We start from the raw sequence: 25,084 nt of genomic DNA, 5'->3' as shown, positions 1-25,084 counted from the left end.
GGCGCGCGCGTTGATGCTGACCACGAAGGCGCAGCAGATTGTCGCGCCGCCGGGGGCTCGTCACGTCAGTTCTCTTTTCGCTAACGCCGGCCGTCATCAGGCGAGCTCCCGCTTCGCCGCGGCGCGCATAGCGTTGAGCTCCATCATCGCCGTCTCGCTACCACCCTTATCCGGGTGGGCCGTCGCGGCTTTGGAGCGGAAGCGCCCCTCAACCTCACTCATGCCGACCGGCTCGGTCTCACCAAAGCCGAAGAACGAGCGCCATTGGCCGGCGGCGGGCGCCGGCAGCGCGACGAAGCCCTTGAACGTCTGCCGGACGACGTGAAGCCCGCCGTGGCGCATTTCCGTACGGCGCGCCTCAACGATGTGATGAATGGCCTGAAGGTTGTCCTGCACCTTCGGGTAGCGATCGACGGCTATGCAACGCTGCTCGCCATCCCAGACGAACCAGGCGGCGACGCCGGAATCGGCCGGCGTGTTCTCGCCCAGCGTGACGTTCGACGACAGCACTATGCCTGTCACCGCCTTTCCGCTGTCGCGGCCGAACGCCTCGAGTGACTTGCGCACGTTCGTCAGCGCCGCGGACAGCTGCGTCTTGAACTGCGACGTGGCGCGGTTCTTCGTTCGCGCCAGCCCGTCTGGCCAATGGAGCGGGTATGCGGCGGTCACGATTGCCGATCCTCTTGTGATGACCGGCCTACGCGAACGCGCACCGGCTCCATGAACGGGTTCGCCCAAAAACCCGCCGCATATCGGTCGCGCGCCTCGGCAAGCATACTGTCCACGAAGGCCACGGCCGCTTCCATGCCTCCCCGGCCTGTTTCAATCATGGCGAAACCGATCGTTAGAAGCTCGGAAGGCAGCCAAGCATTTTCGTCGATAGGCCCGTCATCAATGAATGGTTTGGCGCGGGCAATCGCGGCGGCCACGGTTTCGGCCGCGCTCATGCTTCCTCTCCCGCAGGGTCCGGTGAGACGGACGGTGTGGGGGTGGCGGCTAGGGCCAACCGCGACGCCAACATCAACATCGATCTCGTGACAAAGGACATCCGCGATGCGTTCGACGCGATCCCAGCCGTACCGGTGCCTGTCGGCGCTGATTCTCGCCCTCTCCCTGCCGCTCCTGTCGACCGCGTGCGCGACCGCCTCAACGAAAGCGTCGCGCGTGCGAACCGAGCGGCCGGCGCTGCCGGCGCGCCCGACTGATCTCACGCGCACCGAGCGGCTGAAGCCGCTGACCGCGACGCCGCGCGTCGGAGACGAGGTGACGATCAGTCGGAACGTGCTTGAGGAGGTCTACGAGCGACTGGCGGAAGCGATCGGGGCCGTCGAGCGCGGCAACAACCGGATCAACGGAAACAATCGGCTGTGGGCCTGCGCCGACTCGATCTGGACAAGCGGAAGCTATTCAGACGCCTGCTTGCCTGGTGTCAAAGAAGATGAGCCAACGATAGCCCTTCGGCGATAACCGCCGACCAGAAGAGTGCCACGGCCGACATAGCGGCAAGCAACCCACGGTGGATCCGCGTACCGGCCGTCACGTAGCTTTTGCCGTCGCCCATCACTCGCCTCCCCCAGCTGTTCAACGCAGCTTTAACTCACGTTAGCTTTGCCTCCTTGCGGCCGCAACGGCCCTACCGCGCAGAAGTTGATCCACAGTTAGCGATGCAACCGATCAATCAGACCTGCCTTTCCATGCGCTCTTCGCATCGTCATGCTTGATCGATGTGCAACCGCTACCGCATGACAGCGAAGCAAGCCGAGCTCGCCGGCCGCTACGGCATCGTCGCGCCCTACCCTGACGATCTGACGATCCCGCCACCCGAGCTGTTCCCAGACAAGCCGGCGTATGTCGTCCGCGAGGCGGACGGCGCGCGCAAGCTCGACACGATGAGTTGGGGCTTTCCGCACAAGGTGCCGGGCAAGCGGAAGGACAAAGAGACGGGCAAGCCGCTGCTCATCGACAAGAAGGTGACGAACGTGCGCAACTACACGTCGCCGTTCTGGAGGAGCGCGCTCGCGAAGCCGGAGCGCCGCTGCCTGGTGCCGTTCACCGTTTTCAGCGAATACGGGCAGACCCGTGACGCTGACGGCAAGCTGCCACTGCACTGGTTCGACGTGCCCAGCCGGCCGATCGTCAGCTTCGCCGGGATCTGGCGCCCGGCCGAGGGCGGCGCCGTGTTCGCGTTCCTGACGACCGAGCCGAACTCACTGGTTGCGCCGATCCATCCAAAGGCGATGCCGGTGCTGCTGCATGATGAGGATGAGGAGACGTGGCTGCGCGCGCCGATCGAGGAGGCGATGCAGCTGGTGGCGCCCTACCCGGCGCAGCTGATGCGGGTAAACGGCTAGTCGGTGATGCCGGTGGCGGTAGCCGCTTCTGTCCCGCGTAGATGCTCGACCACAAGGCGGAGATCCTTGCCAGTAAGGTGGCCAACCTCGTCGACGAGATCATCGTCATTCCACGACTGGCTGAAGACGTGAAGCCGTTCGATCGCGGTCTGCAGTTCCTCGTCCATCGATCTGTCCTCGCGCTGCCATGGCGAACCATCGGCCCGCGGAGCAGCGCGCGCAAGTCACCGGCGCAACCAGTCGACGTCCGTCGGGAACGGGTCATTGATGTAGGGGTGCTCGGCTCGGACGATCTCAACTGCCTTCTCAATAGCTTGCCGCTCAGCAGCGCTCTTGCTGGCCGTGACGCCCCAGTTGAACCGCACGTACTTCCATGTCGGGTAGCGCTCGATCGCGCCGATCCGCCGGCGCCAAGTCGCTTCGCTTGCGTCCGTCACCCCAGCTAGGAGGTGCGCGAGCAGATCGCGGATCTCCTAGCTAGTGGTTGGGGCAACTACTGTAGCCATCCCGAACCGACGCGAACCGCCGGAGTCGGGTTTCCGCTCGCCGATGTGGAAGCCGTGGATAACTCACCCAGCGGCACCCCGAATCATTCGTGCATGACGCGAGATAACGACATCCGCCAGCCCTTACGTTCCCGCTCTGTTCCGCTATCGTCGCGGGCGTGGTTGGGCCGCCGAAAACGATATACGACCTGCGCAAGGTCGAGGGAGCGATCCGGGTCACCTGCCGCGAGTGTAAGCGCAGGACGCTCCTCGATCGAGAGGAGTTCATCATGCGCCGCGGCATCGGCGAGTCCAGCGACTGGGCCGTAATATGCCGGGAGCTGAGGTGTCCGCAGTGTGCCAGCTACGACGTAAAGGTGCAGATCGAAGCGTTCGGTCAGGGCCTGCCGGAGCTTCGCCGGCGCCGCGCGGCGATGATCACCATCGAGTTGGCCCTGCATATTCTGAAGCGCGCATCGTTTAGCGGATCGCGGCCGTCTGTGCCGGTAGAGGCGGTGCGGCTCGCGCTACGGGCGCTTTACCCTCACCTGCAGGACCGAAGCGTCCTCGAGGGATACTGGGCGAGCTACACGATTGCCGATCCGAAGCCATGGGGCGAGAGCCCGATCAAAGCTTATGAGGACATGATCGTCCGCCTGCTCAAGCGCGGCTACTCGGTCCCGGCGGAGCTTCGTGCGGACATGTGGCCTTCCGCTTAGATAAGATCAATCAGCTTGTCGCGATCGGCCTCCCTTATACCGGCGGGCTCCACGGATCGCGCGCGCCGAGCAGCCGCTCGTCGATGTTGAGCGCCATCGCGAGATGCAGGCGATCGTTGTCCGGCAGCCGCTTGGGCGATCGCCGATGCACCCACTGATGCAGGTAGGCGGCATTACGGCCGATCTTCAGCGACAGCGCGTGCAGCGACGTGCCCTGCTCTTCCGCCTTCCGCTGGACGACAGTCCGGGGCTCGCCCGACATCAGATGCACAGCCAGTCGGTCTCGGCGTCGTCGAGCGCCGCCCAGTCGTCGCCGCTGGCCATCTTGGTGCTGAGCCAGCCCTTCACCGCCTCGACGTCGCCGTTGCGCGGGAATCGGCTGTCGGCCGACGCGGCAAGCGCGAAGTCACCGAGCCACCCTCCCCGCTTCCGCTGATTGATGAGCCAGGCGCCGAACGGCTGCTTGGCTTCGAACATCTGCATCATCTGCTCAGGCACCGCGTCATCCTCCGAATCGAGCGACGTTGCTTATACCCTATGTTCCGCGTTTGTTCTATTCAGCGCTCGACGCGTGGCAGCGCGCCGGCGGCCCTCCCCGTGCCGCTGCGCCCGGCCGGACGGCGTTATGACAAACTTCTGGACGCAGCAGACTACCGTGAGGGGGTAGAACGAGAATATGTGATAGCCGACACTGTAAACGCGACCTTTCCTCTCGACTGTTAATCGAGCGGCGTCCGGAGCGGGGCTTTCACCCCGCTCCGTTGAAGCCTCTAGAACAGGAAGTCGCTTTCCAAAAGGAAAGGAACATCTTTCGCGGCGAAACCCTGCCCGGTATAGTTCCCAGCATCGTCTACCACAAAAACGACTAAGTAGTTTTCAGCCCGGATAAATGATAGATTATTGTAGTCTATATCAAGCGCGCTTAGATCCATTTTGTCCTCGCCCCGCGTGAAGTCGCCGATGGTGGCGCCGCTGTAAGAACTTGTGGCGTCATAAACAAAGGTGTCGGAGCCGGCATCACCGAGCACAAGACCGTAGCCGCGAATGGTGTCATTCCCGTCACCGCCACGAGTTATCCCGCCGCCAGAACTGGAAAGGAGGGTGTCGTTTCCACTACCACCGTTCATGTACCAAGCGCCGGCGTCGCCGGTGAAGCCAAAGACGTCATCTCCGGCCGACCCTAGATACAAGCCGTTATATTCTGCAGAGGACGTGCCGTCGTTAAATCTCAGGTATCCTGCTTCAGCAGTGAACACCGTGCCTTCGTCATCGGCGCTTCCGTTTGCATACGTGATACCGGAGTATATGTCGTACGATGTGATCGATACTGCGTTTGCGGCAGGGTTCGCAGCTGACAACGCGCTGCCGTTTCCAACGCTGGAGCCGTCAAAGCTCAATTCGTACCGCGTGTAGATGCCCCGCAGCTCGATCTGATCGGTTCCTGCTCCAAGGTTTACGGTGTCCGCGCCACCCGTCAGCCCATCAAAGATCAGAAGGTCGTCGCCCAAGCCACCGCTTATGGTGTCATTTCCCGCGCCGCCATTCAACGTGTCCATCCCGGCGCCGCCGATGAGGCGATCGTTTCCTTCGCCACCGATCAGGTTGTCGTCGCCGAGGCCACCGATCAAGCGGTCGTTGCCCTGCCCACCGTTAATGTAATAGCTGATCGTCTCGCCAGTGTGATCATACACGTCGGCACGGGACGTCCCCAGCTGGACAGCGTCGCTCCGAAACCTGGCTTCTTCGCCGGTGACAAGATCGACGACGTCGAAGAACGTTCCAGCGGTCCCGGTAATGAACGTCATGCCTTCGTCGTCGAAACGGCTAACCGGGCCTGTCGGAACATCCATTCCTTCTTCAGCCTGCAACCGCACGGCAAGGTTGCCGTCCTGGTTAGCGAGTAGCCCGCTGTCAGTAGCGACGCCATTCCCAACCTCACTGCTGGTGAAGGTGAGGCGTATCGCCCTCGTGTTGTTAGCTGAGACGACGACGTTGTCATTGCCCGCGCCGAGATTGACGGTGTCTAAACCGTCCGTATCGACGTTGAAGATCGCGACGTCGTCGCCCGCGCCGCCGCTGATGAAGTCGTTTCCAGCGCCCCCAAGGAGGCTGTCGTTCCCGGCGCCGCCGATCAGTCGGTCATTCCCGACGCCGCCGACCAGGAAGTCGTTTCCAGCACCACCAGTGATATTGTCGTTACCGCGGCCGCCGTTGATGTAGACGTTCCGCGCTTCGCTACCCTCATTGTAGACATCGACGCCCGAAGTGCCGAGCCGTACGATCGAGAATTGGTCACCACGCTGGGTACCGCTCAGGTCACGGACGTCGAAGGTGAAGGTGCCGTCCGAAACGAAGCTGATGCCCTCGTCGTCAAAGCGCGCCGTCTGGCCGGTAACCTGACCGTCAGCCCCCTCGGCTTGTACGCGGACCGCCAGGAGGCCGTCCTGACCTGGCAGCGTCTTGGAGTCATTAGCGCTACCGTTACCAACTTCAGCGCTGGTGAACGTCAACCGGACCTGGCTGTAGGTCGTTGTCTGATTGCGAAAACGCACGACATCGTAGCCGGCGCCGAGATCGCGCATGATCCCGCTTGCGAACGCGAGATCATATTCGACCTGCTCGTCATCCGACGCTTTAGGAATGAAATTCACCACTTACTTCCCCCCATCCGGCAAAATGCCCCCTCGCGCGCTACCAGAGAATGATCGCCACGTCCTTGCACAGCCGTCCCAGATTATAGATTTATGATCATCTTTCGTTTTCCGACATGTTCCATTCGCCCAGAGGGGGCTACAGGGTACAGAGCGTGAAAATGTCGGAAAATTACGAGGCAAAACCGCTGTCTCTTAATCAGCGGGTCCTTGGTTCGAGCCCAAGTGCGTCCACCACCCTCTTCGTCTGATATTGCACAAACGCCATGATGCCGCATTCTGCGGGATCATGCGTGGACAATGCCGTCGCTTCTGCTTTAGCGGCAATCGCGAGCGGAGAGGAATATCATGCGCAAAGCGGACAAGCGGGCGCCGACGCGATGAGCGATATCGGCACGATGCTGGCGGATACCGCCGAGCGGCTCTTTCTTGACCATGGTGACGCGATCGCGCGCGCCCAGTCGGACGGACAGTGGCCCGGCGATGCTTGGGCGGCGATCGAAGAGAGCGGCCTGCCGCTCGTCCTCGTGCCCGAAGCGAACGGTGGTTTCGGCGTGCCTACGAGCGAGGCGTTCTCGCTGATCCGGCAGACCGGCCGTCACGCCCTGGCCCTGCCGCTCGCCGATACGATCGTCGCCAATGCCTTGCTTGCCGCGGCCGGTCTGCCGCTCGCCGAGGGTCCGGCTGCGATCGGCGTCGCCGGCGAGCCGGTGGCATGGGGGCGGCACGCGCGCGTCGCGGTGATCGCGGATGGCGACCGGCTGATCCGCGTTGATGCGCCGACGGTGCGGGAACAAGGCACCGACCTCGCGGATCAGCCGAGCGATCTGCTTGAAACCAATGTTGGCGATACGCGGGAGTTGGCGCCAGGCGCGCCTACGGTGCGTGAGCTTGGCGCACTCGCCCGCGCCTTGCAGATCGCGGGTGCGCTGGAGCGGTTGCTCGAGCTGACCGTCGATCACGTGTCCACGCGCGAACAATTCGGCCGCCCGCTCGCCAAATTCCAGGCGATCCAGCAGGAGCTCGCCAAGCTGGCCGGCGAAGTGGCGGCGGCGTCGGCCGCCGCGGATCTTGCCGCCGACGCGTTCGAGGACGGCCGCCATCTATCGCTCGCGATCGCCGTCGCCCGCACGCGGATCGGCGAGGCGGCGGGCAAGTCCGCCAATATCGCGCATCAGCTTCACGGCGCGATCGGCTTCACGCGCGAGCATCAGCTCCATCGCTACACCAAGGCGCTGTGGGCGTGGCGCGACGCTTTCGGCTCGCAGCGCTACTGGACGCTCCGGCTGGGCGAGCACGCGCTTCGCAGCGGACGAGAGGGCTATTGGCCGATGGTGGTGGCAGCATGACCGACCTGCGTTTCCCCCGCCCGCCGCGTCACGATGCTGCCGAAGCGCTACGCGGCGAGGTACGCGCCTTTCTTGCCGACGCATTGGCGAGTCGGAGGCCGGTGTCGCGGGCGGAAAGCTGGAACGGCTTCGATCGCGATTTCAGCCGCCGGCTCGGACAGCAGGGTTGGCTCGGCATGACGTGGCCCAAGCGCTACGGCGGGCATGAGCGCAGCGCATTCGAGCGCTACGTCGTCGTCGAGGAGACGCTGGCAGCGGGCGCGCCGGTGGCCGCGCACTGGATCGCCGATCGACAGAGCGGGCCGAGCCTGCTCAAATACGGCACCGAAGCGCAGAAGGAGGTGATTCTACCCGGCATTGCCGCCGGCGAGACGGTGTTCTGCATCGGCATGAGCGAACCTGGCTCGGGATCGGATCTCGCGGCCACCCGCACGCGCGCAGTGCCGGTCGACGGCGGCTGGCGCGTCACGGGCACCAAGCTGTGGACCACCGGCGCGCATCACGCCGACTATATGATCCTGTTCTGCCGCACGAGCGGCGGCGTCGAATCGCGGCAGGCGGGCACGAGCCAGTTGCTCGTCGATCTCAAGGCGACCGACGGCATCACCATCCGGCCGATCATCGATCTCGCCGGGCAACATCACTTCAACGAAGTGCATTTCGAGGACGCCTTCATCCCCGCCGACGCGCTGATCGGCAGCGAAGGCGCCGGTTGGGAACAAGTGATGAGTGAGCTCGCCTTCGAGCGCAGCGGCCCCGAACGCTTTCTGTCTTCGATGCAACTGCTGATCGAACTCATCGGCGTGCTGCAAGGTGCCGATAGCGAGGCAGCGCAGCTCGCGATCGGGCGGCTGACGGCGCATCTCATCACCCTGCGGCGGTTGTCACGCGGCGTCGCGACGATGCTCGAGGCGGGGGAGAACCCCAATACCCACGCCGCGATCGTCAAGGATCTGGGCGCGACGTTCGAGCAGGAAATCGCCGACATCGCGCGCACTTTGGTCGATACCGCGCCCGGCAATACCGCGACGTCCGATTTCCTCGCCGTACTCGGCCATAACCTCGTCAACGCACCCAGCTTCTCGCTGCGTGGCGGCACGCGCGAGATCCTGCGCGGCATCATCGCCCGCGGGCTTGGCGTTCGCTGATCCGGAGATATCCAAATGACTGTCGTCACCACCGAAATCCGCGGCCCGATCGCAATCCTGCGCCTCAACCGCCCCGATGCGATGAACGCCCTCGGCGCGGATGGCGACGGTGAGGCGGTGCGCGCAGCGTGCGATGCGTTGAACGCCGACCTGTCGATCCGCTGCGTCATCCTGACCGGCGAAGGACGCGCCTTCTCCGCCGGCGGCGACGTCAAGAAGATGGCGGATCCGGAAGGGCCGTTCGCGGGCGCCGGAATTGGCATCCGCAGCCACTATCAGCGCAACATTCACCGGATCGCGCGCGCGCTCTTCTCGCTCGACATGCCGGTGATTGCGGCGGTCAACGGCGCGGCAGTCGGCCTCGGCTGCGACGTCGCCTGTATGGCCGATATCCGCATCGCATCAGACAAGGCGAAGTTCGGCGTCACCTTCCTCAAGCTTGGCCTCGTGCCCGGCGACGGTGGCTCGTGGCTGTTGCCGCGGACGATCGGCATGAGCCGCGCGGCGGAATTGTTCTTCACCGGTGACGTTATCGACGCCGCGACCGCCGCCGACTGGGGTCTCGTGAGCCGCGTCGTGCCGCACGACGCGCTGATGGACGAGGCGCTTGCTCTTGCCGCCAAGATCGCCGCGCTGCCGCCACACTCGCTGCGCCTTACCAAGTCGCTGCTGCGTCAGGGGCAGACGAGCAGTTACGATCAGGCGCTCGATTCGGCGTCCACCGCACAGGCGGTGAGCCACGCGACTGACGATCACCGCGAGGGCGTGAACGCGTTGCTCGAGAAGCGCGAGGCGGTGTTCCGCGGCCGGTGATACGCGTCGCAGTCGGCTAAAGATCGGATTCCATATCACCGATCGGTGAGCGGGTGCATTCGTCGCGCATGGCGATCGTCACCCCGGCGTGGACTATCCGCCATGCGGACCTTAGATCGCCGCGATGCTTGCCTCCCGTTCGACCAACGTGATCACGCTTGGCTGCCGGCTCAACCTCGCCGAGAGCGAGTCGATCCGCGCGCTGGCTGGCGATCGCGACATGGTGGTCGTCAACAGCTGCGGCGTGACGAACGAGGCGATGCGGCAGACGCGGGCGGCGCTGCGCCGTGCACGGCGCGATCGCCCGCTCGCCGAAATAGTGGTTACCGGCTGCGCCTCCGATATCGATCGGGCGGCGTTCGCGGCGATGCCCGAGGTAGACCGCATCGTCCCCAATGCCGCAAAGCTGCTTCCTGCGACGTGGGGCGGCTTTCTGAATCGTCAGCCGCCGCGCCGCCACGCACGCGCCTTCGTCGGCGTCCAGAACGGCTGCGACCACGCCTGTACCTTCTGCGCCATTCCGCGCGGCCGCGGATCGAGCCGGTCCAGTCCCGTGGGTGAGGTGGTCGCGCGGATAGCGGCGCTCGCGGACGGCGGCGTGCAAGAAGTGATCCTCACGGGCGTCGATCTGACGAGCTACGAGGGTGGTCTCGGCGCCCTGGTCGAGGCGATCCTTCTCGCAGTGCCGGCGTTGCCGCGGCTTCGCCTGTCGTCGCTCGACACGATCGAGATCGACGATCGACTGTTCGACCTGCTCACGGGCGAGCTGCGCGTGATGCCGCACCTCCATCTCTCGCTCCAGTCCGGCGACGATCTCATCCTCAAGCGCATGCGGCGGCGGCACGCGCGCGCCGACGCGGTGGCGATGGTCGCGCGGCTGAAGGCGCGACGCGACATCGCGATCGGCGCGGACCTGATCGCCGGCTTCCCGACCGAGAGCGAGGCCGCCTTTGCCAACACCCTGGCGTTGCTCGACGATTGCAGAATCGTCCACGCGCACGTCTTTCCTTTTTCGCCGCGCGCGGGCACGCCCGCAGCGCGCATGCCGCAGATCGATCCGTCGATCGTGAGGGCGCGCGCCGCCACCCTGCGCAGTCGCGCGGCGGATCGCAGCCGCGCCTGGCTCGACATGCTGGTCGGCTCCACGCAAACGATCGTAGTGGAAAAGCCCGGCGATCGCGGCCACACACCCGCCTTCGCCGAAGTCCGCCTGCCCCGCCCGCTTCCCCAGATCGGCGCCTGCGCCGACGTACGCATCGTCGCGGCGGCCGACGATCACCTGATCGGAATCCCTGCATGACCGACAATCGTTCCTGGCACGACAAGCTGATCGGCGGTTTCCGTCGCACGTCCGACCGGCTCGTCGGCAATCTCGCTGGCCTCGGCACCGCGCGCCTCGACGAGCAGACGCTCGACGATATCGAGGAGGCACTGATCGGATCGGACCTCGGCCCACAGACGGCGGGGCGGATACGCGAACGCTTGTCCGAGGGCAGCTTCGAGCGGAACATGGAAGAGCTCGGCATCCGCCTTGTGGTGGCCGAAGAGGTGGAGAAGGTGCTCGCCTCCGTCGCGCGCCCGCTCGAGATCGAGGCGTTTCCCCGCCCGCAGGTCATCCTCGTCATCGGCGTCAACGGTTCGGGCAAGACGACGACGATCGCGAAGCTAGCCCATCTGCTGATGGAGCAGGATTACGGCGTCATGCTCGCCGCGGGGGATACATTCCGCGCCGCCGCCATCGGTCAGTTGCGCACCTGGGCGGACCGCGTCGGCGTGCCGATCGTTACCGGACCGGAGGGCGGCGACGCGGCGGGCGTCGTGTGGGACGCGGTGAAGAAGGCGACCGAGACCGGCATCGACGTGCTGATCGTCGACACCGCCGGGCGGCTGCAGAACAAGCGCGAGCTGATGGACGAGCTCGCCAAGATCCGCCGCGTCCTCGGCCGGATCAATCCGGCTGCGCCGCATGATGTCGTCCTCGTACTCGACGCTACGACGGGTCAGAACGCACTGAGCCAGATCGAGGTCTTCAAGGAGGTTGCGGGGGTGACCGGGCTCGTCATGACCAAGCTCGACGGTACGGCACGCGGCGGTGTCCTCGTCGCGGCCGCCGAGCGTTACGGGCTGCCGATCCACGCGATCGGCGTCGGCGAAGGGATGACTGATCTGCGTCCGTTCGATGCGAACGAGGTCAGCCGGATCATCGCCGGGGTCGACGAGCGCCGGTGAACCCGGGCGGGGCCTGATCGTTCGGACAGGCGGCCTGCACGGTTCTGGCAAGACGGCGAACGGAGTATGATGTGAGTGTAGCGAACAAGCCGTCGCCTGGCCTTCGGCTGGCGATCGATTACGGGCCGCTGCTGGTCTTCTTCGCGGTCAATTTCCTTGCGCCGGGGCCGGCGATCGCGCGCATCGTCGCGGCAACGGCGACGTTCATGGTCGCAATGGTCGCCGCGCTCGGCCTGTCGTGGTGGAAGACGCGGCATCTGCCGCCGATGCTGCTGATCTCCGCCGTCTTGGTCGTCGTTTTCGGCGGGCTGACGATCTGGTTTCACGACGAGCGCTTCATCAAGATGAAGCCGACGTTCGTCTACGGCATCTTCGCTGCCACATTGGCGTTCGGCCTCGCCACAGGAAGGCCGTTGCTCCAGATGCTGCTCGAGAGCGCCTATCCAGGGCTGACGCCGATGGGCTGGCGTAAGTTGACGCGCAACTGGGCGATATTCTTTGCCGCCATGGCGGTGCTGAACGAGGCGGTTTGGCGCTCGACCAGCACGGATTTCTGGGTTGGCTTCAAACTATGGGGCGCGATCCCCCTCACCTTCGGCTTCGCGCTGGCGAACGTCCCGATGCTGATGCGCCACGGCCTTCAGCCGGGGGAAGCGGCACCGCCCGTGCCGCCGCAGGAATAGCCCGGCGCGTTGCCGCGCCGAGCCACTGCCGATCATGCGATTTCGGCAACCTTCTTGGCGCTGTCGTCGATCACCGCCGCGATTTGCTTGACCAGCTGATCGTCAGCTTCTCCGCGGTCGAGCCGATCCTGTACAGCCGATCGCAACTTCATCATCGCACGCCGAACCGTCATGCCGCCGCCTTGCTGGTGACGCTCGCCGAACGTCGACAATCGCCCCATGAGCTTGGTCACGGCGTCGCCGTTCTCAGCGAGTTGAGTTCGCCCCGCATCGGTGATGGTGAAGCGCTTGCGTCCTTCGCCATCCTCCGCGCTAGATAGCTGACCGGTCTCGGTCAGCATCGTGAGGGTGGGATAGATGATGCCGGGTGACGGCGCGTAGCCACCACTCGTCAACTCCTCGAGCGATTTGATGACATCATATCCGTGACGCGGTTCGTCGCCGACGAGCTTGAGGAGAACGAGCCGCAACTCCCCCGGATCGAACATGCGCTTGCGCCGCTGCACCGCGCCCGCTTGCCCAGCCCCCTTCGGTCCCTGCCCGGGCCCCTGTCGCGTGCGGCCGGCGCCGGCCGCTGTAGCCGCGGCACCGCGCGCCGCACCTGCGTGCACCCCGCCGCCACCGGCGCCCCGCCCCGGTCCGCGGCCGGGCCCTATCGAGCCTGCCTTGGGACCGGCATTCGGCCCTGCGCCAGCACGCGCACCAACGCCTGCGCCAGCCCCGCCGCCGGGACCACGAGCTACGCGATTCGCTGCGCCAGCCAATCCCTGTCCGGGACCACCGGGTCGGCCGCCGGCTCGCGGACCGCCAGCACGCGGACCGCCAGCACGCGGACCGTTCGGACCCGTGCCACCCAAACGCCCGCCGCCGCGGGGCATATCGCCTGTTTCATCACTCATTCTTCGTCTCCTGATCCTGCTTCTAAGATATATCTTGAGGTAATGTTTTCAAGGCGCTTCTGTGATTATCGAGGACGCCGCCTATCTTGCTGCAATGGCCGATCTCTTCGCCTCGCTCGAACCGCCTTTGCCGTCGCCAGCATCCGACGCCCCGTTGGCGGATCGGCTACGTCCGGCGGATCTCGCACAGGTCGTCGGCCAGGAACATCTGACCGGTCCTGAAGGCACGATCAGTCGGATGGTGGCGGCCGGCCGGTTGTCGTCGATGATCCTGTGGGGGCCGCCCGGCACCGGCAAGACGACGATCGCGCGGCTGCTCGCCGCGGCGGTGGACCTGCGCTTCGTCGCGATCTCTGCGGTATTCTCCGGTGTCGCCGATCTGAAGAAGGCGTTCGCCGAGGCGCGCGACGCCGCGCGTTCAGGCAAGCGCACCCTGCTGTTCGTCGACGAGATCCACCGCTTCAATCGCGCGCAGCAGGATGGCTTCCTCCCCTATGTCGAGGATGGCACCGTGACGCTGGTCGGCGCGACGACGGAGAATCCGTCGTTCGAGATCAACGCGGCGCTGCTCAGCCGGGCGCAGGTACTGATCCTGCGGCGGCTCGATGAGGCGGCGCTGGCGGAATTGATCGCACGCGCCGAGACGGCGGTCGGGCGCGCCCTGCCGCTCGATCAGGCAGCCCGCGATGCCCTGATCGCCAGTGCCGACGGCGACGGCCGTTTCCTGCTCAACCAGGTCGAGACGCTGTTCTCGGTCGACCTCACCGCGCCGCTCGATCCGGCCGGCCTGTCCGCCTTTCTGCAGCGGCGCGTCGCGGTGTACGACAAGGATCGCGAGGGGCATTACAATCTGATCAGCGCGCTGCATAAGGCAATGCGCGGCTCCGATCCGCAAGCGTCGCTATACTACCTCGCGCGAATGCTCACAGCCGGCGAGGAGCCGCTGTACGTCCTCCGGCGGATCACACGCTTCGCCAGCGAGGACATCGGGCTCGCCGATCCGCAGGCGCTGCAGCAATGCCTCGCCGCCAAGGACACCTATGAGTTCCTTGGGTCGCCCGAGGGCGAACTCGCGATCGTGCAGGCGTGCCTCTATTGCGCGACGGCGCCCAAATCGAACGCTGCCTACACCGCGATGAAGGCAGCGTGGCGGAGCGCGCGTGAGACTGGGTCGCTAATGCCGCCCGTCGCGATCCTGAACGCGCCGACGAAGCTGATGAAGGATATCGGCTATGGCAAGAAATACGCCTATGACCATGACGATGCAGATGGTTTCTCCGGCGCTCGCTACTGGCCCGACGGCCTCCCCCCGCAATCCTATTACACGCCAACCGGGCGCGGCTTCGAACACCGCATCGCGGAGCGGATGGCGCACTGGGACGATTTGCGCGCTGCAAAGAACAGCGGCGGTTAGCCTCGCAGCACTTTGCGTGGCGACGCCAGCCTCGGCGCAGCAGATCGCGGCGGATACGTCGACGTCGTACCAGCATGCTCTCGCCGCGGGCTACAAGGCACTCACCTTGTGTGAAGGCATCTTCGCCGCGGGCCGCACCGAGGCACAGATCGCAGGGGTCGAGCTGCGCAGCATCTACCCCGAATATGACGCGATCGTGCCGCGGCTGCGCGCGACGGTCGATCGCTCGCGCCGCACCGTCTCCGTTCCGTTCGGCGCCGACCTGCCCCCGCGCCGCGCCGACTGGCGACCGCGCGTCGGCTGCGTTCTGGCGCCGATCGGTCAGCCGGCGCGGCCGGGCTCCGTCCGGCCGGCGGACGTGAAGACGCCGCTCGGCGCCGATCCGCGGAACTGGCCGCTGGGTGATGCCGGCATCGCGCCGCGCCCCTTCCCTGCGCTCGCCACGACGATCCAGCGCGCGTTCGATCGGACGAGCTTCGGCAAGGGCGAGACGATCGGCGTGATCGTGATGCGCGACGGGAAGATCATCGGTGAGCGTTATGCCGACGGCTTCGGCCCGTTCGTGCCCAACCGCACCTGGTCGGTCGCCAAAAGCATCGCGGGCACGCTGACGGGCATTGCGGTACGTGACCTTCGGATCGATCCTAAGCAACCAGCCGCCGTACCGGAATGGCGCGCGCCGGGCGATCCGCGCCAGTCGATCACGCTCGACAACCTGCTGCGAATGAACTCGGGGCTGCACAGCGATCACTACGGCAATCGCACCGACGCGCTGTATTTCGGCGGGACCACGGTGACCGAGCAGGCGACTGCGTGGCCGATCGAGGTGAAGCCCGGCACGCGCTTCCGCTACGCCAATAACGACATTCTGCTCGCGATCCGTGGCATCCGGGCCACCTTCAATGACGACGCCCGATACGCCGCCTGGCCGACCGCTCAGCTTTTCGCCCCTTTGGGAATGGCGCACACGACCGCCGGGACCGACTGGCGCGGCAACTTCATGTTGTCGAGCCAGGTTTGGACAACGGCGCGCGATCTCGCGCGGCTCGGCCAGTTCTGGCTGCAGGACGGGGTGTGGCAGGGCAAGCGTCTGCTGCCCGCCGGGTGGATGCGCTACATGACCACACCGGCGGGGCCGCAGCCGGCGAGCGGGCCCGGCTATGGCGCGACGCTGTGGCTCTTCGGGCCTAGTCAGGCGCTGCCCGCCGGTAGCTATTCTGCACAGGGTAATCGCGGCCAATATGTCATGGTCGTGCCGTCCGAACGCCTGGTCGTCGTGCGGCGCGGCGAGGATCCGGGCACCGCGCGGTTCGACATCGCGCGCTTCACCGCCGACGTGATCCGCGATCTCGGCTCGTCGTCCGTCATTACGCGGCCAAGCCTCTGACCGCAGCGGTGACCCACTTCGAGCAATTCGCCGCGATCGACTGGTCGGGGGCGAAGGGGAATGCGCACAAGGGGATTGCGGTCGCGATCTGTGCGGCAGGATCGGACGCGCCGCAACTCGTTACGCCACCCGGCCGCTACTGGTCGCGCCGTGCCGTTCTCGAATGGCTGGTGGACCGGGCGCAGGAGCCGCTGCTAATCGGCATCGACTGCAGCTTCTCCGCGCCCTTCGTTACGCGCGGTGCACACCTGCCGGGCGAAACGACGACGGCGAGTGCGCGCGAACTGTGGGCCTATGTCGATGCGCACAGCGGCGACGACGATCTCGGCGCTGCGTCCTTTCTCGATCAAAGGCGCGGCACACACTTCTACCTTGGCGCGGCGGACGGGGTGAAGCGCGATTTCCTGCACTGGCGTATGTGCGAACTCGCGGCGGACGGAGCCACCAAGCCGACCACGGTTTATGACGCGATCGGGGCGGCGCAGGTGGCGAAGGCGAGCTTCGCCGGCATGCGGCTGCTTCACCATCTCGCCGGCCGTGTCCCGGTGTGGCCATTCGATCCGCGCTCGGACACCGGCGCTTTGCTGGTCGAGATCTACACCACTATCGCGGCGCGTGCCGCCGGGGTGCCGCGTGGACGCAGCAAGCTGCGATCGCCCGAAGCGCTCGATCAGGCGCTTGCCGCACTCGGCAGCGCACCGCACGCCTGGCTGTCGGCGTACGACGATCACGCCACCGACGCCATTCTAACCGCCGCCTGGCTTCGGGCCTACGCCAACGACCAGTCCCTGTGGCACCCCTCTGGCCTCACCGAAGCGGTCAGACGAACAGAAGGCTGGACGTTCGGCGTCGACTGACGCATGGCACGCCACGCGCCGGTTTAGCTCAGCTGGTAGAGCAGCGGTTTTGTAAACCGAAGGTCGCGGGTTCGATTCCTGCAACCGGCACCATCAGCGCTTGCGCGAGGGCGGGGCGAGCCGCCGGCCCTCCGCCGCGAGATGCGCAACGATCAGCGTGCGGATGTACCGCCACCGTCGTTGCTTGAACGTGCCAAACCGCGCAATGCCGAGGCGACGATCGACATATCCCATCGGATCGTCGGCATGGTCGCCGATCACCTGACGCGCCCTGATCTTCGCTTCGGTGCGCCATCGGTCCGACGCTCCGGTAAAATAATCCAGCCGCACTGTTGTCTCCACCCAGCTTGCTCGCCGGCTCCTATCACCAGCCAAAGCCCATTAGCATCGCTCGCGGACTGTCTTCTCAACTGTGACTCGCGGCAACCAGCCAGCCGCGACGGCGTTTCCTGTCACAATGATCCGGGTGGCGAGCTATAACATGCGCAAGGCGATCGGCACCGATCGCCGCCGCAACCCCGAACGTATCCTTGAAGTGTTGCGCGAGATCGACGCCGACGTGATTGCGTTGCAGGAAGCCGACCGTCGCTTCGGCGCGCGCGCGGCGGTGATCACCCCGCATCTTCTCGACGAGCATAGCGACTGGAAGGCGATCGCCTTCGGCGTGCGGAATGGTTCGATGGGCTGGCATGGCAACGCGTTGCTCGTCCGCAAATCGTCGACCGTGCTCGAATGCCAGACGATCCACCTTCCCGCGCTGGAGCCCCGCGGGGCGGTGTCGGCCGATCTGAAGGTCGGTGACGTCACGCTGCGAGCGATCGGCATGCACCTCGACCTGTCAGGGCTGTGGCGGCGCAAACAGGCCGCCGCGGTTCTCTCGCACGTCGAAGGCTGTACGCGGCCCTGCGAGACAGTGATGATGGGCGATCTCAACGAATGGACCCGCGCCGCCGGCTGCCTGCGCGATTTTGCGCGCGACTTCGCCTTCGCCGATACCGGGCCGAGCTTTCACGCGCGGCGGCCGGTGGGTCGGCTCGACCGCATCATGGTGTCGCCGGGGCTTAAGATCGTCGACTGCGGCGTCCACATGACTGCGGCGGCACGCAAGGCAAGCGATCACCTGCCGATCTGGGCCGACCTGTCGCCCGCATGATGCGCGAGATCGAACTGCGGCTCGCGCTCGTCTGCTACGGCGGCATCAGCCTCGCCGTCTATATGCACGGGATTACCAAGGAAGTATGGCACGCAGCGCGCGCCAGCCGTGCCAGCCACGAAGGTACGCCGCTGACGGGCAGCGCACAGGTCTACGCCGCGCTGCTCGACAGTATCGCCGAAGACGGCGTGACGCGTTTGCGCCTCCTCCCCGATATCATCGCCGGAGCTAGCGCAGGCGGGATCAACGGCATCTTCTTAGCGCAGGCGCTCAGCGCCGGTCAGTCGCTCGATCCGCTGACCGAGCTGTGGCTCGAGCGCGCCGACGTCGAGGCGCTGATCGCACCCGACGCAGCGCCGGCGTCGCGCCTGTCCAAGGCGTGGGCAATCCCGCTCGCCTGGATGGCAGCGGGACGAAGCGCGGACAAGCTGGAGAGCCTCGACGAACAGACGCGCGACGAAGTGCGCGCCAAGCTGTCGCATTTCGTCCGCTCGCGCTGGTTCGAGCCGCCGTTCGACGGCCCCGGTTTCACCGCGATGCTGCTCGACGCGTTCGACGCGATGGCCGCCGCCCCGCGCGGCCCGCGCCTGCTGCCTGACGGGCAACCGCTCGATCTGTTCGTCACCGTAACCGACTTCACCGGCCATCCCGAACGGCTCGAGCTTCACTCGCCCGCGGAGGTCGTCGAGACCGAGCACCGCGTCGTGCTGTCGTTCAGTGATCACGGTATGGCGAGCGAGAGCCTGGCGCCGGTACCCGAACTCGCCTTTGCGGCGCGCGCGACGTCGAGCTTCCCCGGTGCCTTCCCTGCCTTCACCGTCACCGAGCTCGACACGATCCTGGCCGGTCGCGATCGCGCGTGGCCGTCGCGGCGTGAGTTCCTGCGGTCGGCGCTGCCACGTCATGCCGCCGCCAACGCCGCGGAGAAGGCCGTGCTGATCGACGGATCGGTACTCGCCAACGCGCCGTTCCGCCCAGCGATCGACGCGCTCGAGCAGCGCCCGGCACGGCGGCAGGTCGATCGGCGCTTCGTCTACGTCGATCCATCGCCCGGCATGAAGTTTCGCCTGACGAGCGGCGGTGATGCGCCGCCCGGCTTCTTCCAGACGATCCTCGGCGCGATCAGCGAGCTGCCGCGCAAGCAGCCGATCCGCGACAATCTCGACGCGATCGCCGCGCGTTCGCGCCGCATCGAGCGGATGCGCGCGATCACCGCTGCGATCCGCCCGCAGGTCGAAAGCGAGGTCGAGGCACTGTTCGGCCGCACGTTTTTCCTCGATCGGCCCACCGCCGCGCGGCTCGTTGCATGGCGCCGGCGCGCGCAGATCGCCGCCGCGGAACGCGCCGGCTTCAGCTACGCAGGATATGCGCATCTCAAGATCAACGGCGTCGTCGAGACGGTCACCGCGCTGCTCCACGCCATCGGCGGTGAGCCGGGGCCCGAGCGGTGGCGCGGCATCCGTACACGGATAGAGGCGGCGTTGCTCGCGCGCGGCTATGACGAGGCGCAGCCGTCCGACGCGTCGAGCAACGCGTCGATCGCGTTCCTGCGCACCTTCGATCTCAATTTCCGCATCCGCCGCCTCCGCCTGCTCGCCCGCCGGCTGGTCGAGCTCGAGGGCGAGCATGACGAGGCGGCGCTACGCCCGATCCGCGACGCGATCTATCAGTCATTGTCGGCATATCTCGACTGCAAGTTAGCGACGAGCCACAAGCCGCTGCGCAGCGCCGCGCGGCGGCGCGGCGGCGATATGTCGGCGTTGCTCGATCGGCTGGCCGCGTCGATGGACCTGACGCGGCTCGATGCCGAAACCGACGAGCGTCTCGCCGCTGCGCTCGCCGCCCTGCCCCGTCACCCGCGACGCGCGCTGCTGCTGCGCTACCTCGGCTTCCCCTATCTCGATCTCGCCACGCTGCCGCTGCTGCAAGGCGAAGGGATCGACGAATATGATCCGATCAAGGTCGACCGTATCTCACCCGACGACTCAACGGCGATCAGGAGCGGCGGAGCGGAGGCGACGCTGAAGGGCATCCAGTTCAGCAACTTTGGCGCCTTCTTCAGCCGCGCCTATCGCGAGAACGATTATCTGTGGGGCCGGCTGCACGGCGCCGAACGGATGATCGACATCATCGTCTCCGCGCTGCCGGCCGACATGCGGTTGCGGCCCGGCCAGGTGGCGGCGGCGAAGCGCGCAGCGTTCGTCGCGATCCTCGACGAGGAAGAGTCGCGCCTGTCGACCGCCGCCACGCTGATCGCACAGCTGCGCACCGAGATCGGCTGAGGCTAGTCAAGATGGCCGCCGCGCGATAGCGTGCCCGCCATGACGGAGCGTTACCGATGCAGTTCCTGAAGATCCTGTTTTGGGCGCTGATCGCCTTCGTCGCGGCGGTGTTCACCTTCGGCAATTGGAAATGGGTCCCGATCCAGCTGTTCGGCAACCTGGTGGCGGAAGTGAATCTGCCGCTGCTGCTGCTGATCACCTTTCTGCTCGGGTTCGTGCCGACCTTTCTCTATCAGCGCACGATCCGATGGCGGCTGCGGCAGCGGTTGAGCGCCATTGAGCGGTCAGTGTCGGATTTGCGATCGTCTACGATATCCGACGCGGCCATTGTGCCCGCTCCGCCACCGGTGGCGGCACCGATCGCGGTGCCGCCGGGGGTGGCCTGACCGATGTCGAATCGTATCTACGTCGCGCTCGACACGCCCGATCTCGATCGCGCAAAGGCGATCGCGACGCGCGTCCGCCACCATGTCGGCGGGATCAAGCTGGGACTCGAGTTCTTCGCAGCCAACGGCCGTCATGGCGTACGCGAGATGGCGGAGCTCGGCTTGCCCGTGTTTCTCGACCTCAAGCTGCACGACATCCCCAATACCGTGGCGAAAGCGGTGCAGGCGCTGCGCGGCCTCGCGCCGGCGATCCTTACAGTCCACGCGGCCGGCGGGCGCGCGATGCTGGAAGACGCCAAGGCCGCCGCAGCGACGGGTACCAAGGTCGTCGCGGTGACGATGCTGACCAGCCTCGACGAAGGCGACCTGCGCGCAACCGGGGTGAGCGGCAGCGCGCACGATCAGGTGCTGCGGCTGACCGAGTTGGCGATGGCATCGGGCATCGACGGCATCGTCTGTTCGGGCGCGGAAGTCGCGGCGGCGCACCGGATCTGGCCCAAGGGTTTCTTCGTCGTTCCCGGCGTGCGGCCGGCGGATGGCGCGGTTGGCGATCAAAAGCGCGTCGTCACGCCGCGCCAGGCGCTCGACGGCGGCGCCTCGATCGTCGTCATCGGCCGGCCGATCACGCAGGTCGACGATCCCGACGCCGCCGCACGCGCGATCGCCGCGACGCTGTAGCACGATGGTTGCCGCCGCATCCAAGGCGGCGCATGGCGAGGCGATGCGCTCTACTCCCATCGTTCGTACCGGCCGGATATGACGCAAGCCAAAGTCTGCGGGCTGTCGACGCACCCGACGATTGAGGCGGCGGTCGCGAACGGCGCCAGCCACCTCGGCTTCGTCTTCTTCCCACCCTCGCCCCGCGCCGTCGGCTTCGACCAAGCGTCGGATCTATGCCGCGCGATCCCGGGGCACGTGGCGCGCGTCGGCGTGTTCGTCGATCCGGACGATGCGTTGATCGAGCGGGCGATAGGCGCTGCCGGCCTCACCGTCCTCCAATTGCACAAGACCGCACCGGCGCGCGTCGCGCACCTGCGCCAGTCGACCGGGCTCGAAACCTGGGCCGCCGTCGCGGTGAAGACACACGGCGACGTTGCGCAGGCGTCGGCCTATGATGGGGCGGCGAGCGCGATCCTGTTCGACGCCAAGACGCCGGACGACGCGGCCCTTCCCGGCGGCATGGGGGTGCGGTTCGACTGGTCGCTGCTCAATGGTCACCGCCACACGATGCCGTGGGGCCTCTCCGGCGGCCTCGATGCCGGCAACGTCGGCGAGGCGATCCGCCGCACCGGCGCGCCACTCGTCGACGCCTCGTCGGGGCTGGAGACGGCGCCGGGCATCAAGAACGTGGACAAGATCACCGCCTTCCTGCAATCGGTCGCCGCATCATGAACGCTCCGAATACCTTCCGGGCCCAGCCCGACGATCGCGGTCATTTCGGTGATTATGGCGGCCGCTACGTGGCCGAGACGCTGATGCCGCTGATCCTCGATCTCGAGCGTGAATATCGCGCGGCGAAAGCCGACCCCGCGTTCCAGGCGCAGTTCGACGATCTGCTCGAACATTATGTCGGCCGCCCTTCCCCGCTCTATTATGCGGAGCGCTTGACCGAGGCGCTGCGGCGTGATGCCGACGATGGCAAGGGTGCCGAAGTCTGGTTCAAGCGCGACGAGCTCAATCACACCGGCGCGCACAAGATCAACAATTGCATCGGCCAGATCCTGCTCGCGATCCGCATGGGCAAGACGCGGATCATTGCCGAGACGGGCGCGGGCCAGCATGGTGTCGCGACCGCGACGGTCTGCGCACGCTTCGGCCTGCCATGCGTGATCTACATGGGCGCGAAGGATGTCGAGCGGCAGCAGCCCAACGTCTTTCGCATGAAGCTGCTTGGCGCCGAAGTGCGTGCGGTGACGTCCGGCGCGAACACGCTGAAGGACGCGATGAATGAGGCGATGCGCGACTGGGTCGCCAACGTCCACGACACCTTCTACATCATCGGTACCGCTGCCGGCCCACACCCCTATCCCGAGCTCGTCCGCGATTTTCAGAGCGTGATCGGCCGCGAGGCGCGCGAGCAGATGCTGGCACGCACCGGGCGCCTGCCTGACCTGCTGGTCGCGGCGATCGGCGGCGGATCGAACGCGATCGGCCTGTTCCATCCGTTCCTCGACGATGACGCGGTGGCGATGCTGGGCGTAGAGGCGGCCGGCGAAGGCCTCGATCGTCGGCATGCGGCAAGCCTGGCGGGCGGCTTTCCCGGCGTGCTCCACGGCAACAAGACGTATCTGCTGCAGGACGACGACGGGCAGATCGCGGAGGCGCATTCGATTTCGGCGGGGCTCGATTATCCCGGCATCGGTCCGGAACATGCGTGGCTGAAGGACATCGGGCGCGTTACCTACACCGCCGTCACCGACGACGAGGCGCTCGACGCGTTCCAGCTTCTCTGCCGTACCGAAGGCATCATCCCGGCGCTCGAACCGTCGCACGCGATCGCGGCGGTGACGCGCGAAGCGCGCGACATGGCCCGCGACGAGATCATCCTCGCCAATCTGTGCGGGCGCGGTGACAAGGACATCTTCACCGTCGCGCACGCGCTGGGCGTCGCGATATGAGCCGGCTGGCGGCGGCGTTCGGTCAAGGCCGGGCTGCGCTCGTCACCTTCGTGACGGCGGGCGACGGCGATACTGCCGCCGTCCTCGACGCGCTAGTCGCAGGCGGCGCGGACGTGATCGAACTCGGCATGCCGTTCACCGATCCGATGGCGGACGGCCCGGCGATCCAAGCCGCCAACATTCGCAGTCTCGGCGCGGGCACGACGACGGCGGACATTCTGACGATCGCGCACGGCTTCCGCGCGCGTCATCCCGCCGTACCACTTGTGCTAATGGGGTACGCCAATCCGATGCTCCGCCGCGGTGCAAGCTGGTTCGCCACGGCAGCACGTGATGCCGGCGTCGACGGCGTGATCTGCGTCGACGTACCCCCGGAGGAAGACGACGCGCTCGGGCCGGCGCTACGCGATGCGGGGATCGATCCGATCCGCCTCGCGACACCGACAACCGACGCGGCACGCCTTCCGCAGGTGCTGAACGGCGCGTCGGGCTTCCTCTACTACGTCTCGGTCGCCGGAATCACCGGGCTGCAGCAGGCGGCGCAAGCCTCGATCGTCGACGCGGTCGCGCGATTGAAGGCGTCGACGCGACTGCCGATCGCGGTCGGCTTCGGCGTGCGGACTCCTGCACAAGCCGCGGCGATCGCGCGGGTGGCGGACGGCGTCGTCGTCGGCTCGGCGATCGTCGAGCTCGTCGCCGCACACGGCGCCGATGCGCCGCAGCACGTCCGCGCCTATGTTGAGAGCTTGTCGGCCGCCGTCCGCGCCGCACAGAAGGAAGACGCATGAGCTGGCTTTCCAGCGTTCGCAACGCTTTGTCCTTCGTCGTTCCGACGACCAAGGAGACGCCCGACAATCTCTGGCACAAGTGCAAGGGGTGCGGCGCGATGATCTTCACCAAGGAGTGGGAGGAGAACCTCTCCGTCTGCCCGTCGTGCGACCATCACGGGCGGATCGGCCCCGCGGCACGGTTCGAGCAGCTGCTCGACGCCGGTAGTGCGGAGATCCTGACGCCGCCGAAGGCTGCGGAAGACCCGCTCAAGTTCCGCGATTCGAAACGCTACGCCGATCGGCTGAAGGCCGCACGGACGGAGACGGGCGAGCAGGACGCGTTCGTCAACGCGCGCGGCCGGATCCACGATCGCCGCGTCGTTATCGGTGTGCAGGACTTCGCCTTCATGGGCGGCTCGATGGGGCAGGCGGTCGGCGAAGCCTTCGTCCAGGGCGTCGAGGCGGCAATCGCCGATCGCGCGCCCTATGTCGTCTTCACCGCAAGCGGCGGCGCGCGCATGCAGGAAGGCATCCTGAGCCTGATGCAGATGCCGCGCAGCACCGTCGCGATCCAGATGCTTCACGATGCCGGGCTGCCGTACATCGTCGTGCTGACCGACCCGACCTCGGGCGGCGTCATGGCCGCCTATGCGATGCTCGGCGACATCCACATCGCCGAACCACGCGCAACGCTCGCCTTCACCGGCCGCCGCGTGATCGAGAGCACGATCCGCGAGAAGCTGCCCGAGGACTTCCAGACCAGCGAATATTATCTCGAGCACGGGCTGATCGACATGGTAGTCCACCGCAAGGAATTGCGCGACCAGCTTGCAACGGTGATCGGTTATATGTGCTGGGAGCGTAAGGCGGCCTAACCTCCCTCGCCTGCA

General features: G+C 66.3%; 29 protein-coding genes and 2 tRNA genes. 22 read left to right on the top strand and 9 right to left on the bottom strand.

The genetic code is table 11. The features are described 5' to 3' along the window. Nucleotides 1-96: 96 nt before the first annotated feature. A complete protein-coding gene (locus tag F1C10_RS03995) occupies nt 97-669 on the bottom strand; it encodes a J domain-containing protein (RefSeq protein WP_258043050.1) in 573 nt (190 codons plus the stop codon). Beyond that, nucleotides 666-947 (bottom strand): hypothetical protein, encoded by a 282-nt coding sequence (locus tag F1C10_RS03990; protein ID WP_185208984.1) that lies wholly within the window; start codon nt 945-947, stop codon nt 666-668. The genes F1C10_RS03995 and F1C10_RS03990 overlap by 4 nt, the downstream gene beginning before the upstream one ends. 106 nt (nt 948-1,053) lie before the next feature. On the opposite strand from F1C10_RS03990, the gene F1C10_RS03985 reads away from it, so the two are divergent. Beyond that, a complete protein-coding gene (locus F1C10_RS03985; protein WP_185208982.1) occupies nt 1,054-1,467 on the top strand; it encodes a hypothetical protein in 414 nt (137 codons plus the stop codon). Between the two features lie 275 nt (nt 1,468-1,742). Then, nucleotides 1,743-2,351 carry an SOS response-associated peptidase gene (locus F1C10_RS03980; RefSeq protein WP_258043048.1) on the top strand — a complete coding sequence of 203 codons (609 nt, stop codon included), beginning with the start codon at nt 1,743-1,745 and terminating at the stop codon, nt 2,349-2,351. On the opposite strand, the gene F1C10_RS03975 is transcribed toward F1C10_RS03980, so the two are convergent. Next, nucleotides 2,348-2,518 carry a hypothetical protein gene (locus tag F1C10_RS03975; protein WP_185208979.1) on the bottom strand — a complete coding sequence of 57 codons (171 nt, stop codon included), beginning with the start codon at nt 2,516-2,518 and terminating at the stop codon, nt 2,348-2,350. The genes F1C10_RS03980 and F1C10_RS03975 overlap by 4 nt on opposite strands. A 57-nt stretch (nt 2,519-2,575) precedes the next feature. Continuing rightward, nucleotides 2,576-2,788: a hypothetical protein gene (locus F1C10_RS03970; protein ID WP_185208977.1), complete on the bottom strand. Its 213-nt coding sequence runs from the start codon at nt 2,786-2,788 to the stop codon at nt 2,576-2,578. 338 nt (nt 2,789-3,126) lie between these two features. Between F1C10_RS03970 and F1C10_RS03965 the strand changes: the two genes are divergently transcribed. Next, on the top strand, nt 3,127-3,555 hold the full coding sequence (locus tag F1C10_RS03965) for a hypothetical protein (RefSeq protein ID WP_185208975.1): 429 nt from the start codon (nt 3,127-3,129) through the stop codon (nt 3,553-3,555). 34 nt (nt 3,556-3,589) lie between these two features. Here F1C10_RS03965 and F1C10_RS03960 read toward each other — a convergent pair whose 3' ends face one another. From F1C10_RS03960 to F1C10_RS16860, 3 genes are all read right to left on the bottom strand, one after another. Beyond that, complete coding sequence (locus F1C10_RS03960; protein ID WP_185208973.1) at nt 3,590-3,817, bottom strand: hypothetical protein; 228 nt, start codon at nt 3,815-3,817, stop codon at nt 3,590-3,592. Then, the gene (locus F1C10_RS03955) at nt 3,817-4,053 is read right to left on the bottom strand and encodes a hypothetical protein (RefSeq protein WP_258043047.1); all 237 of its coding nucleotides are present in this window, start codon (nt 4,051-4,053) and stop codon (nt 3,817-3,819) included. The genes F1C10_RS03960 and F1C10_RS03955 overlap by 1 nt, the downstream gene beginning before the upstream one ends. A 272-nt stretch (nt 4,054-4,325) precedes the next feature. After that, nucleotides 4,326-6,206: a calcium-binding protein gene (locus F1C10_RS16860; protein WP_219729787.1), complete on the bottom strand. Its 1,881-nt coding sequence runs from the start codon at nt 6,204-6,206 to the stop codon at nt 4,326-4,328. Between the two features lie 166 nt (nt 6,207-6,372). Between F1C10_RS16860 and F1C10_RS03940 the strand changes: the two genes are divergently transcribed. From F1C10_RS03940 to F1C10_RS03910, 7 genes are all read left to right on the top strand, one after another. Continuing rightward, nucleotides 6,373-6,443: transfer RNA gene (locus F1C10_RS03940), tRNA-Lys, on the top strand. A 143-nt stretch (nt 6,444-6,586) separates the two neighbouring features. Continuing rightward, nucleotides 6,587-7,555 carry an acyl-CoA dehydrogenase family protein gene (locus F1C10_RS03935; RefSeq protein WP_185208971.1) on the top strand — a complete coding sequence of 323 codons (969 nt, stop codon included), beginning with the start codon at nt 6,587-6,589 and terminating at the stop codon, nt 7,553-7,555. Further along, nucleotides 7,552-8,703 carry an acyl-CoA dehydrogenase family protein gene (locus tag F1C10_RS03930; RefSeq protein WP_185208969.1) on the top strand — a complete coding sequence of 384 codons (1,152 nt, stop codon included), beginning with the start codon at nt 7,552-7,554 and terminating at the stop codon, nt 8,701-8,703. Before F1C10_RS03935 ends, F1C10_RS03930 begins: the two co-directional genes overlap by 4 nt. A 15-nt stretch (nt 8,704-8,718) precedes the next feature. Continuing rightward, nucleotides 8,719-9,516 (top strand): crotonase/enoyl-CoA hydratase family protein, encoded by a 798-nt coding sequence (locus F1C10_RS03925; RefSeq protein ID WP_185208967.1) that lies wholly within the window; start codon nt 8,719-8,721, stop codon nt 9,514-9,516. A gap of 124 nt (nt 9,517-9,640) precedes the next feature. Continuing rightward, nucleotides 9,641-10,816, top strand: coding sequence for a MiaB/RimO family radical SAM methylthiotransferase (locus F1C10_RS03920; protein WP_185208965.1), 1,176 nt, complete (start codon nt 9,641-9,643; stop codon nt 10,814-10,816). Next, nucleotides 10,813-11,745 (top strand): signal recognition particle-docking protein FtsY, encoded by a 933-nt coding sequence (ftsY, locus tag F1C10_RS03915; RefSeq protein WP_085809613.1) that lies wholly within the window; start codon nt 10,813-10,815, stop codon nt 11,743-11,745. Before F1C10_RS03920 ends, ftsY begins: the two co-directional genes overlap by 4 nt. A 71-nt stretch (nt 11,746-11,816) precedes the next feature. Further along, entirely contained in the window at nt 11,817-12,428 is a 612-nt protein-coding gene (locus tag F1C10_RS03910) for a septation protein A (RefSeq protein ID WP_185208963.1), read from the top strand. A 32-nt stretch (nt 12,429-12,460) separates the two neighbouring features. Here F1C10_RS03910 and F1C10_RS03905 read toward each other — a convergent pair whose 3' ends face one another. Beyond that, on the bottom strand, nt 12,461-12,934 hold the full coding sequence (locus F1C10_RS03905) for a PadR family transcriptional regulator (RefSeq protein WP_258043046.1): 474 nt from the start codon (nt 12,932-12,934) through the stop codon (nt 12,461-12,463). Between the two features lie 487 nt (nt 12,935-13,421). Here F1C10_RS03905 and F1C10_RS03900 point away from each other — a divergent pair, with 487 nt between their 5' ends. The 4 genes from F1C10_RS03900 (at nt 13,422) to F1C10_RS03885 (ending at nt 17,078) form a co-directional block, all read left to right on the top strand. Next, nucleotides 13,422-14,741, top strand: a complete 1,320-nt coding sequence (locus F1C10_RS03900; protein WP_185210055.1) for a replication-associated recombination protein A — start codon at nt 13,422-13,424, stop codon at nt 14,739-14,741. A gap of 16 nt (nt 14,742-14,757) precedes the next feature. Then, nucleotides 14,758-16,128: a serine hydrolase gene (locus tag F1C10_RS03895; RefSeq protein ID WP_258043045.1), complete on the top strand. Its 1,371-nt coding sequence runs from the start codon at nt 14,758-14,760 to the stop codon at nt 16,126-16,128. Between the two features lie 8 nt (nt 16,129-16,136). Beyond that, nucleotides 16,137-16,985, top strand: coding sequence for a hypothetical protein (locus F1C10_RS03890; protein ID WP_185208961.1), 849 nt, complete (start codon nt 16,137-16,139; stop codon nt 16,983-16,985). Between the two features lie 17 nt (nt 16,986-17,002). Then, nucleotides 17,003-17,078, top strand: a tRNA-Thr gene (locus F1C10_RS03885). Here the strand turns inward: F1C10_RS03885 and F1C10_RS03880 are convergent. Continuing rightward, complete coding sequence (locus tag F1C10_RS03880) at nt 17,079-17,315, bottom strand: hypothetical protein (RefSeq protein WP_185208960.1); 237 nt, start codon at nt 17,313-17,315, stop codon at nt 17,079-17,081. Nucleotides 17,316-17,442: 127 nt separating this feature from the next. On the opposite strand from F1C10_RS03880, the gene F1C10_RS03875 reads away from it, so the two are divergent. The 8 genes from F1C10_RS03875 to accD all read left to right on the top strand — a co-directional run bounded on the left by F1C10_RS03875 (nt 17,443) and on the right by accD (nt 25,069). Beyond that, complete coding sequence (locus F1C10_RS03875; RefSeq protein ID WP_185208958.1) at nt 17,443-18,138, top strand: endonuclease/exonuclease/phosphatase family protein; 696 nt, start codon at nt 17,443-17,445, stop codon at nt 18,136-18,138. Next, the gene (locus F1C10_RS03870; RefSeq protein WP_185208956.1) at nt 18,138-20,420 is read left to right on the top strand and encodes a patatin-like protein; all 2,283 of its coding nucleotides are present in this window, start codon (nt 18,138-18,140) and stop codon (nt 20,418-20,420) included. The genes F1C10_RS03875 and F1C10_RS03870 overlap by 1 nt, the downstream gene beginning before the upstream one ends. Nucleotides 20,421-20,476: 56 nt before the next feature. Then, a complete protein-coding gene (locus F1C10_RS03865) occupies nt 20,477-20,806 on the top strand; it encodes a hypothetical protein (protein ID WP_185208955.1) in 330 nt (109 codons plus the stop codon). A gap of 3 nt (nt 20,807-20,809) precedes the next feature. Then, nucleotides 20,810-21,484: an orotidine-5'-phosphate decarboxylase gene (pyrF, locus tag F1C10_RS03860; protein WP_185208953.1), complete on the top strand. Its 675-nt coding sequence runs from the start codon at nt 20,810-20,812 to the stop codon at nt 21,482-21,484. Nucleotides 21,485-21,562: 78 nt separating this feature from the next. Beyond that, entirely contained in the window at nt 21,563-22,198 is a 636-nt protein-coding gene (locus tag F1C10_RS03855) for a phosphoribosylanthranilate isomerase (protein ID WP_185208951.1), read from the top strand. Further along, nucleotides 22,195-23,424, top strand: coding sequence for a tryptophan synthase subunit beta (gene trpB, locus F1C10_RS03850; RefSeq protein WP_185208949.1), 1,230 nt, complete (start codon nt 22,195-22,197; stop codon nt 23,422-23,424). The genes F1C10_RS03855 and trpB overlap by 4 nt, the downstream gene beginning before the upstream one ends. Next, nucleotides 23,421-24,212 carry a tryptophan synthase subunit alpha gene (gene trpA, locus F1C10_RS03845; RefSeq protein WP_185208947.1) on the top strand — a complete coding sequence of 264 codons (792 nt, stop codon included), beginning with the start codon at nt 23,421-23,423 and terminating at the stop codon, nt 24,210-24,212. Before trpB ends, trpA begins: the two co-directional genes overlap by 4 nt. Beyond that, entirely contained in the window at nt 24,209-25,069 is an 861-nt protein-coding gene (accD, locus tag F1C10_RS03840; RefSeq protein ID WP_185208946.1) for an acetyl-CoA carboxylase, carboxyltransferase subunit beta, read from the top strand. Before trpA ends, accD begins: the two co-directional genes overlap by 4 nt. The last annotated feature ends 15 nt before the right edge of the window (nt 25,070-25,084 follow it).

Source organism: Sphingomonas sp. NBWT7 (assembly GCF_014217605.1).
Taxonomy (GTDB): Bacteria; Pseudomonadota; Alphaproteobacteria; order Sphingomonadales; family Sphingomonadaceae; genus Sphingomonas.
This window is presented reverse-complemented; position numbering and strand designations above follow the sequence as displayed.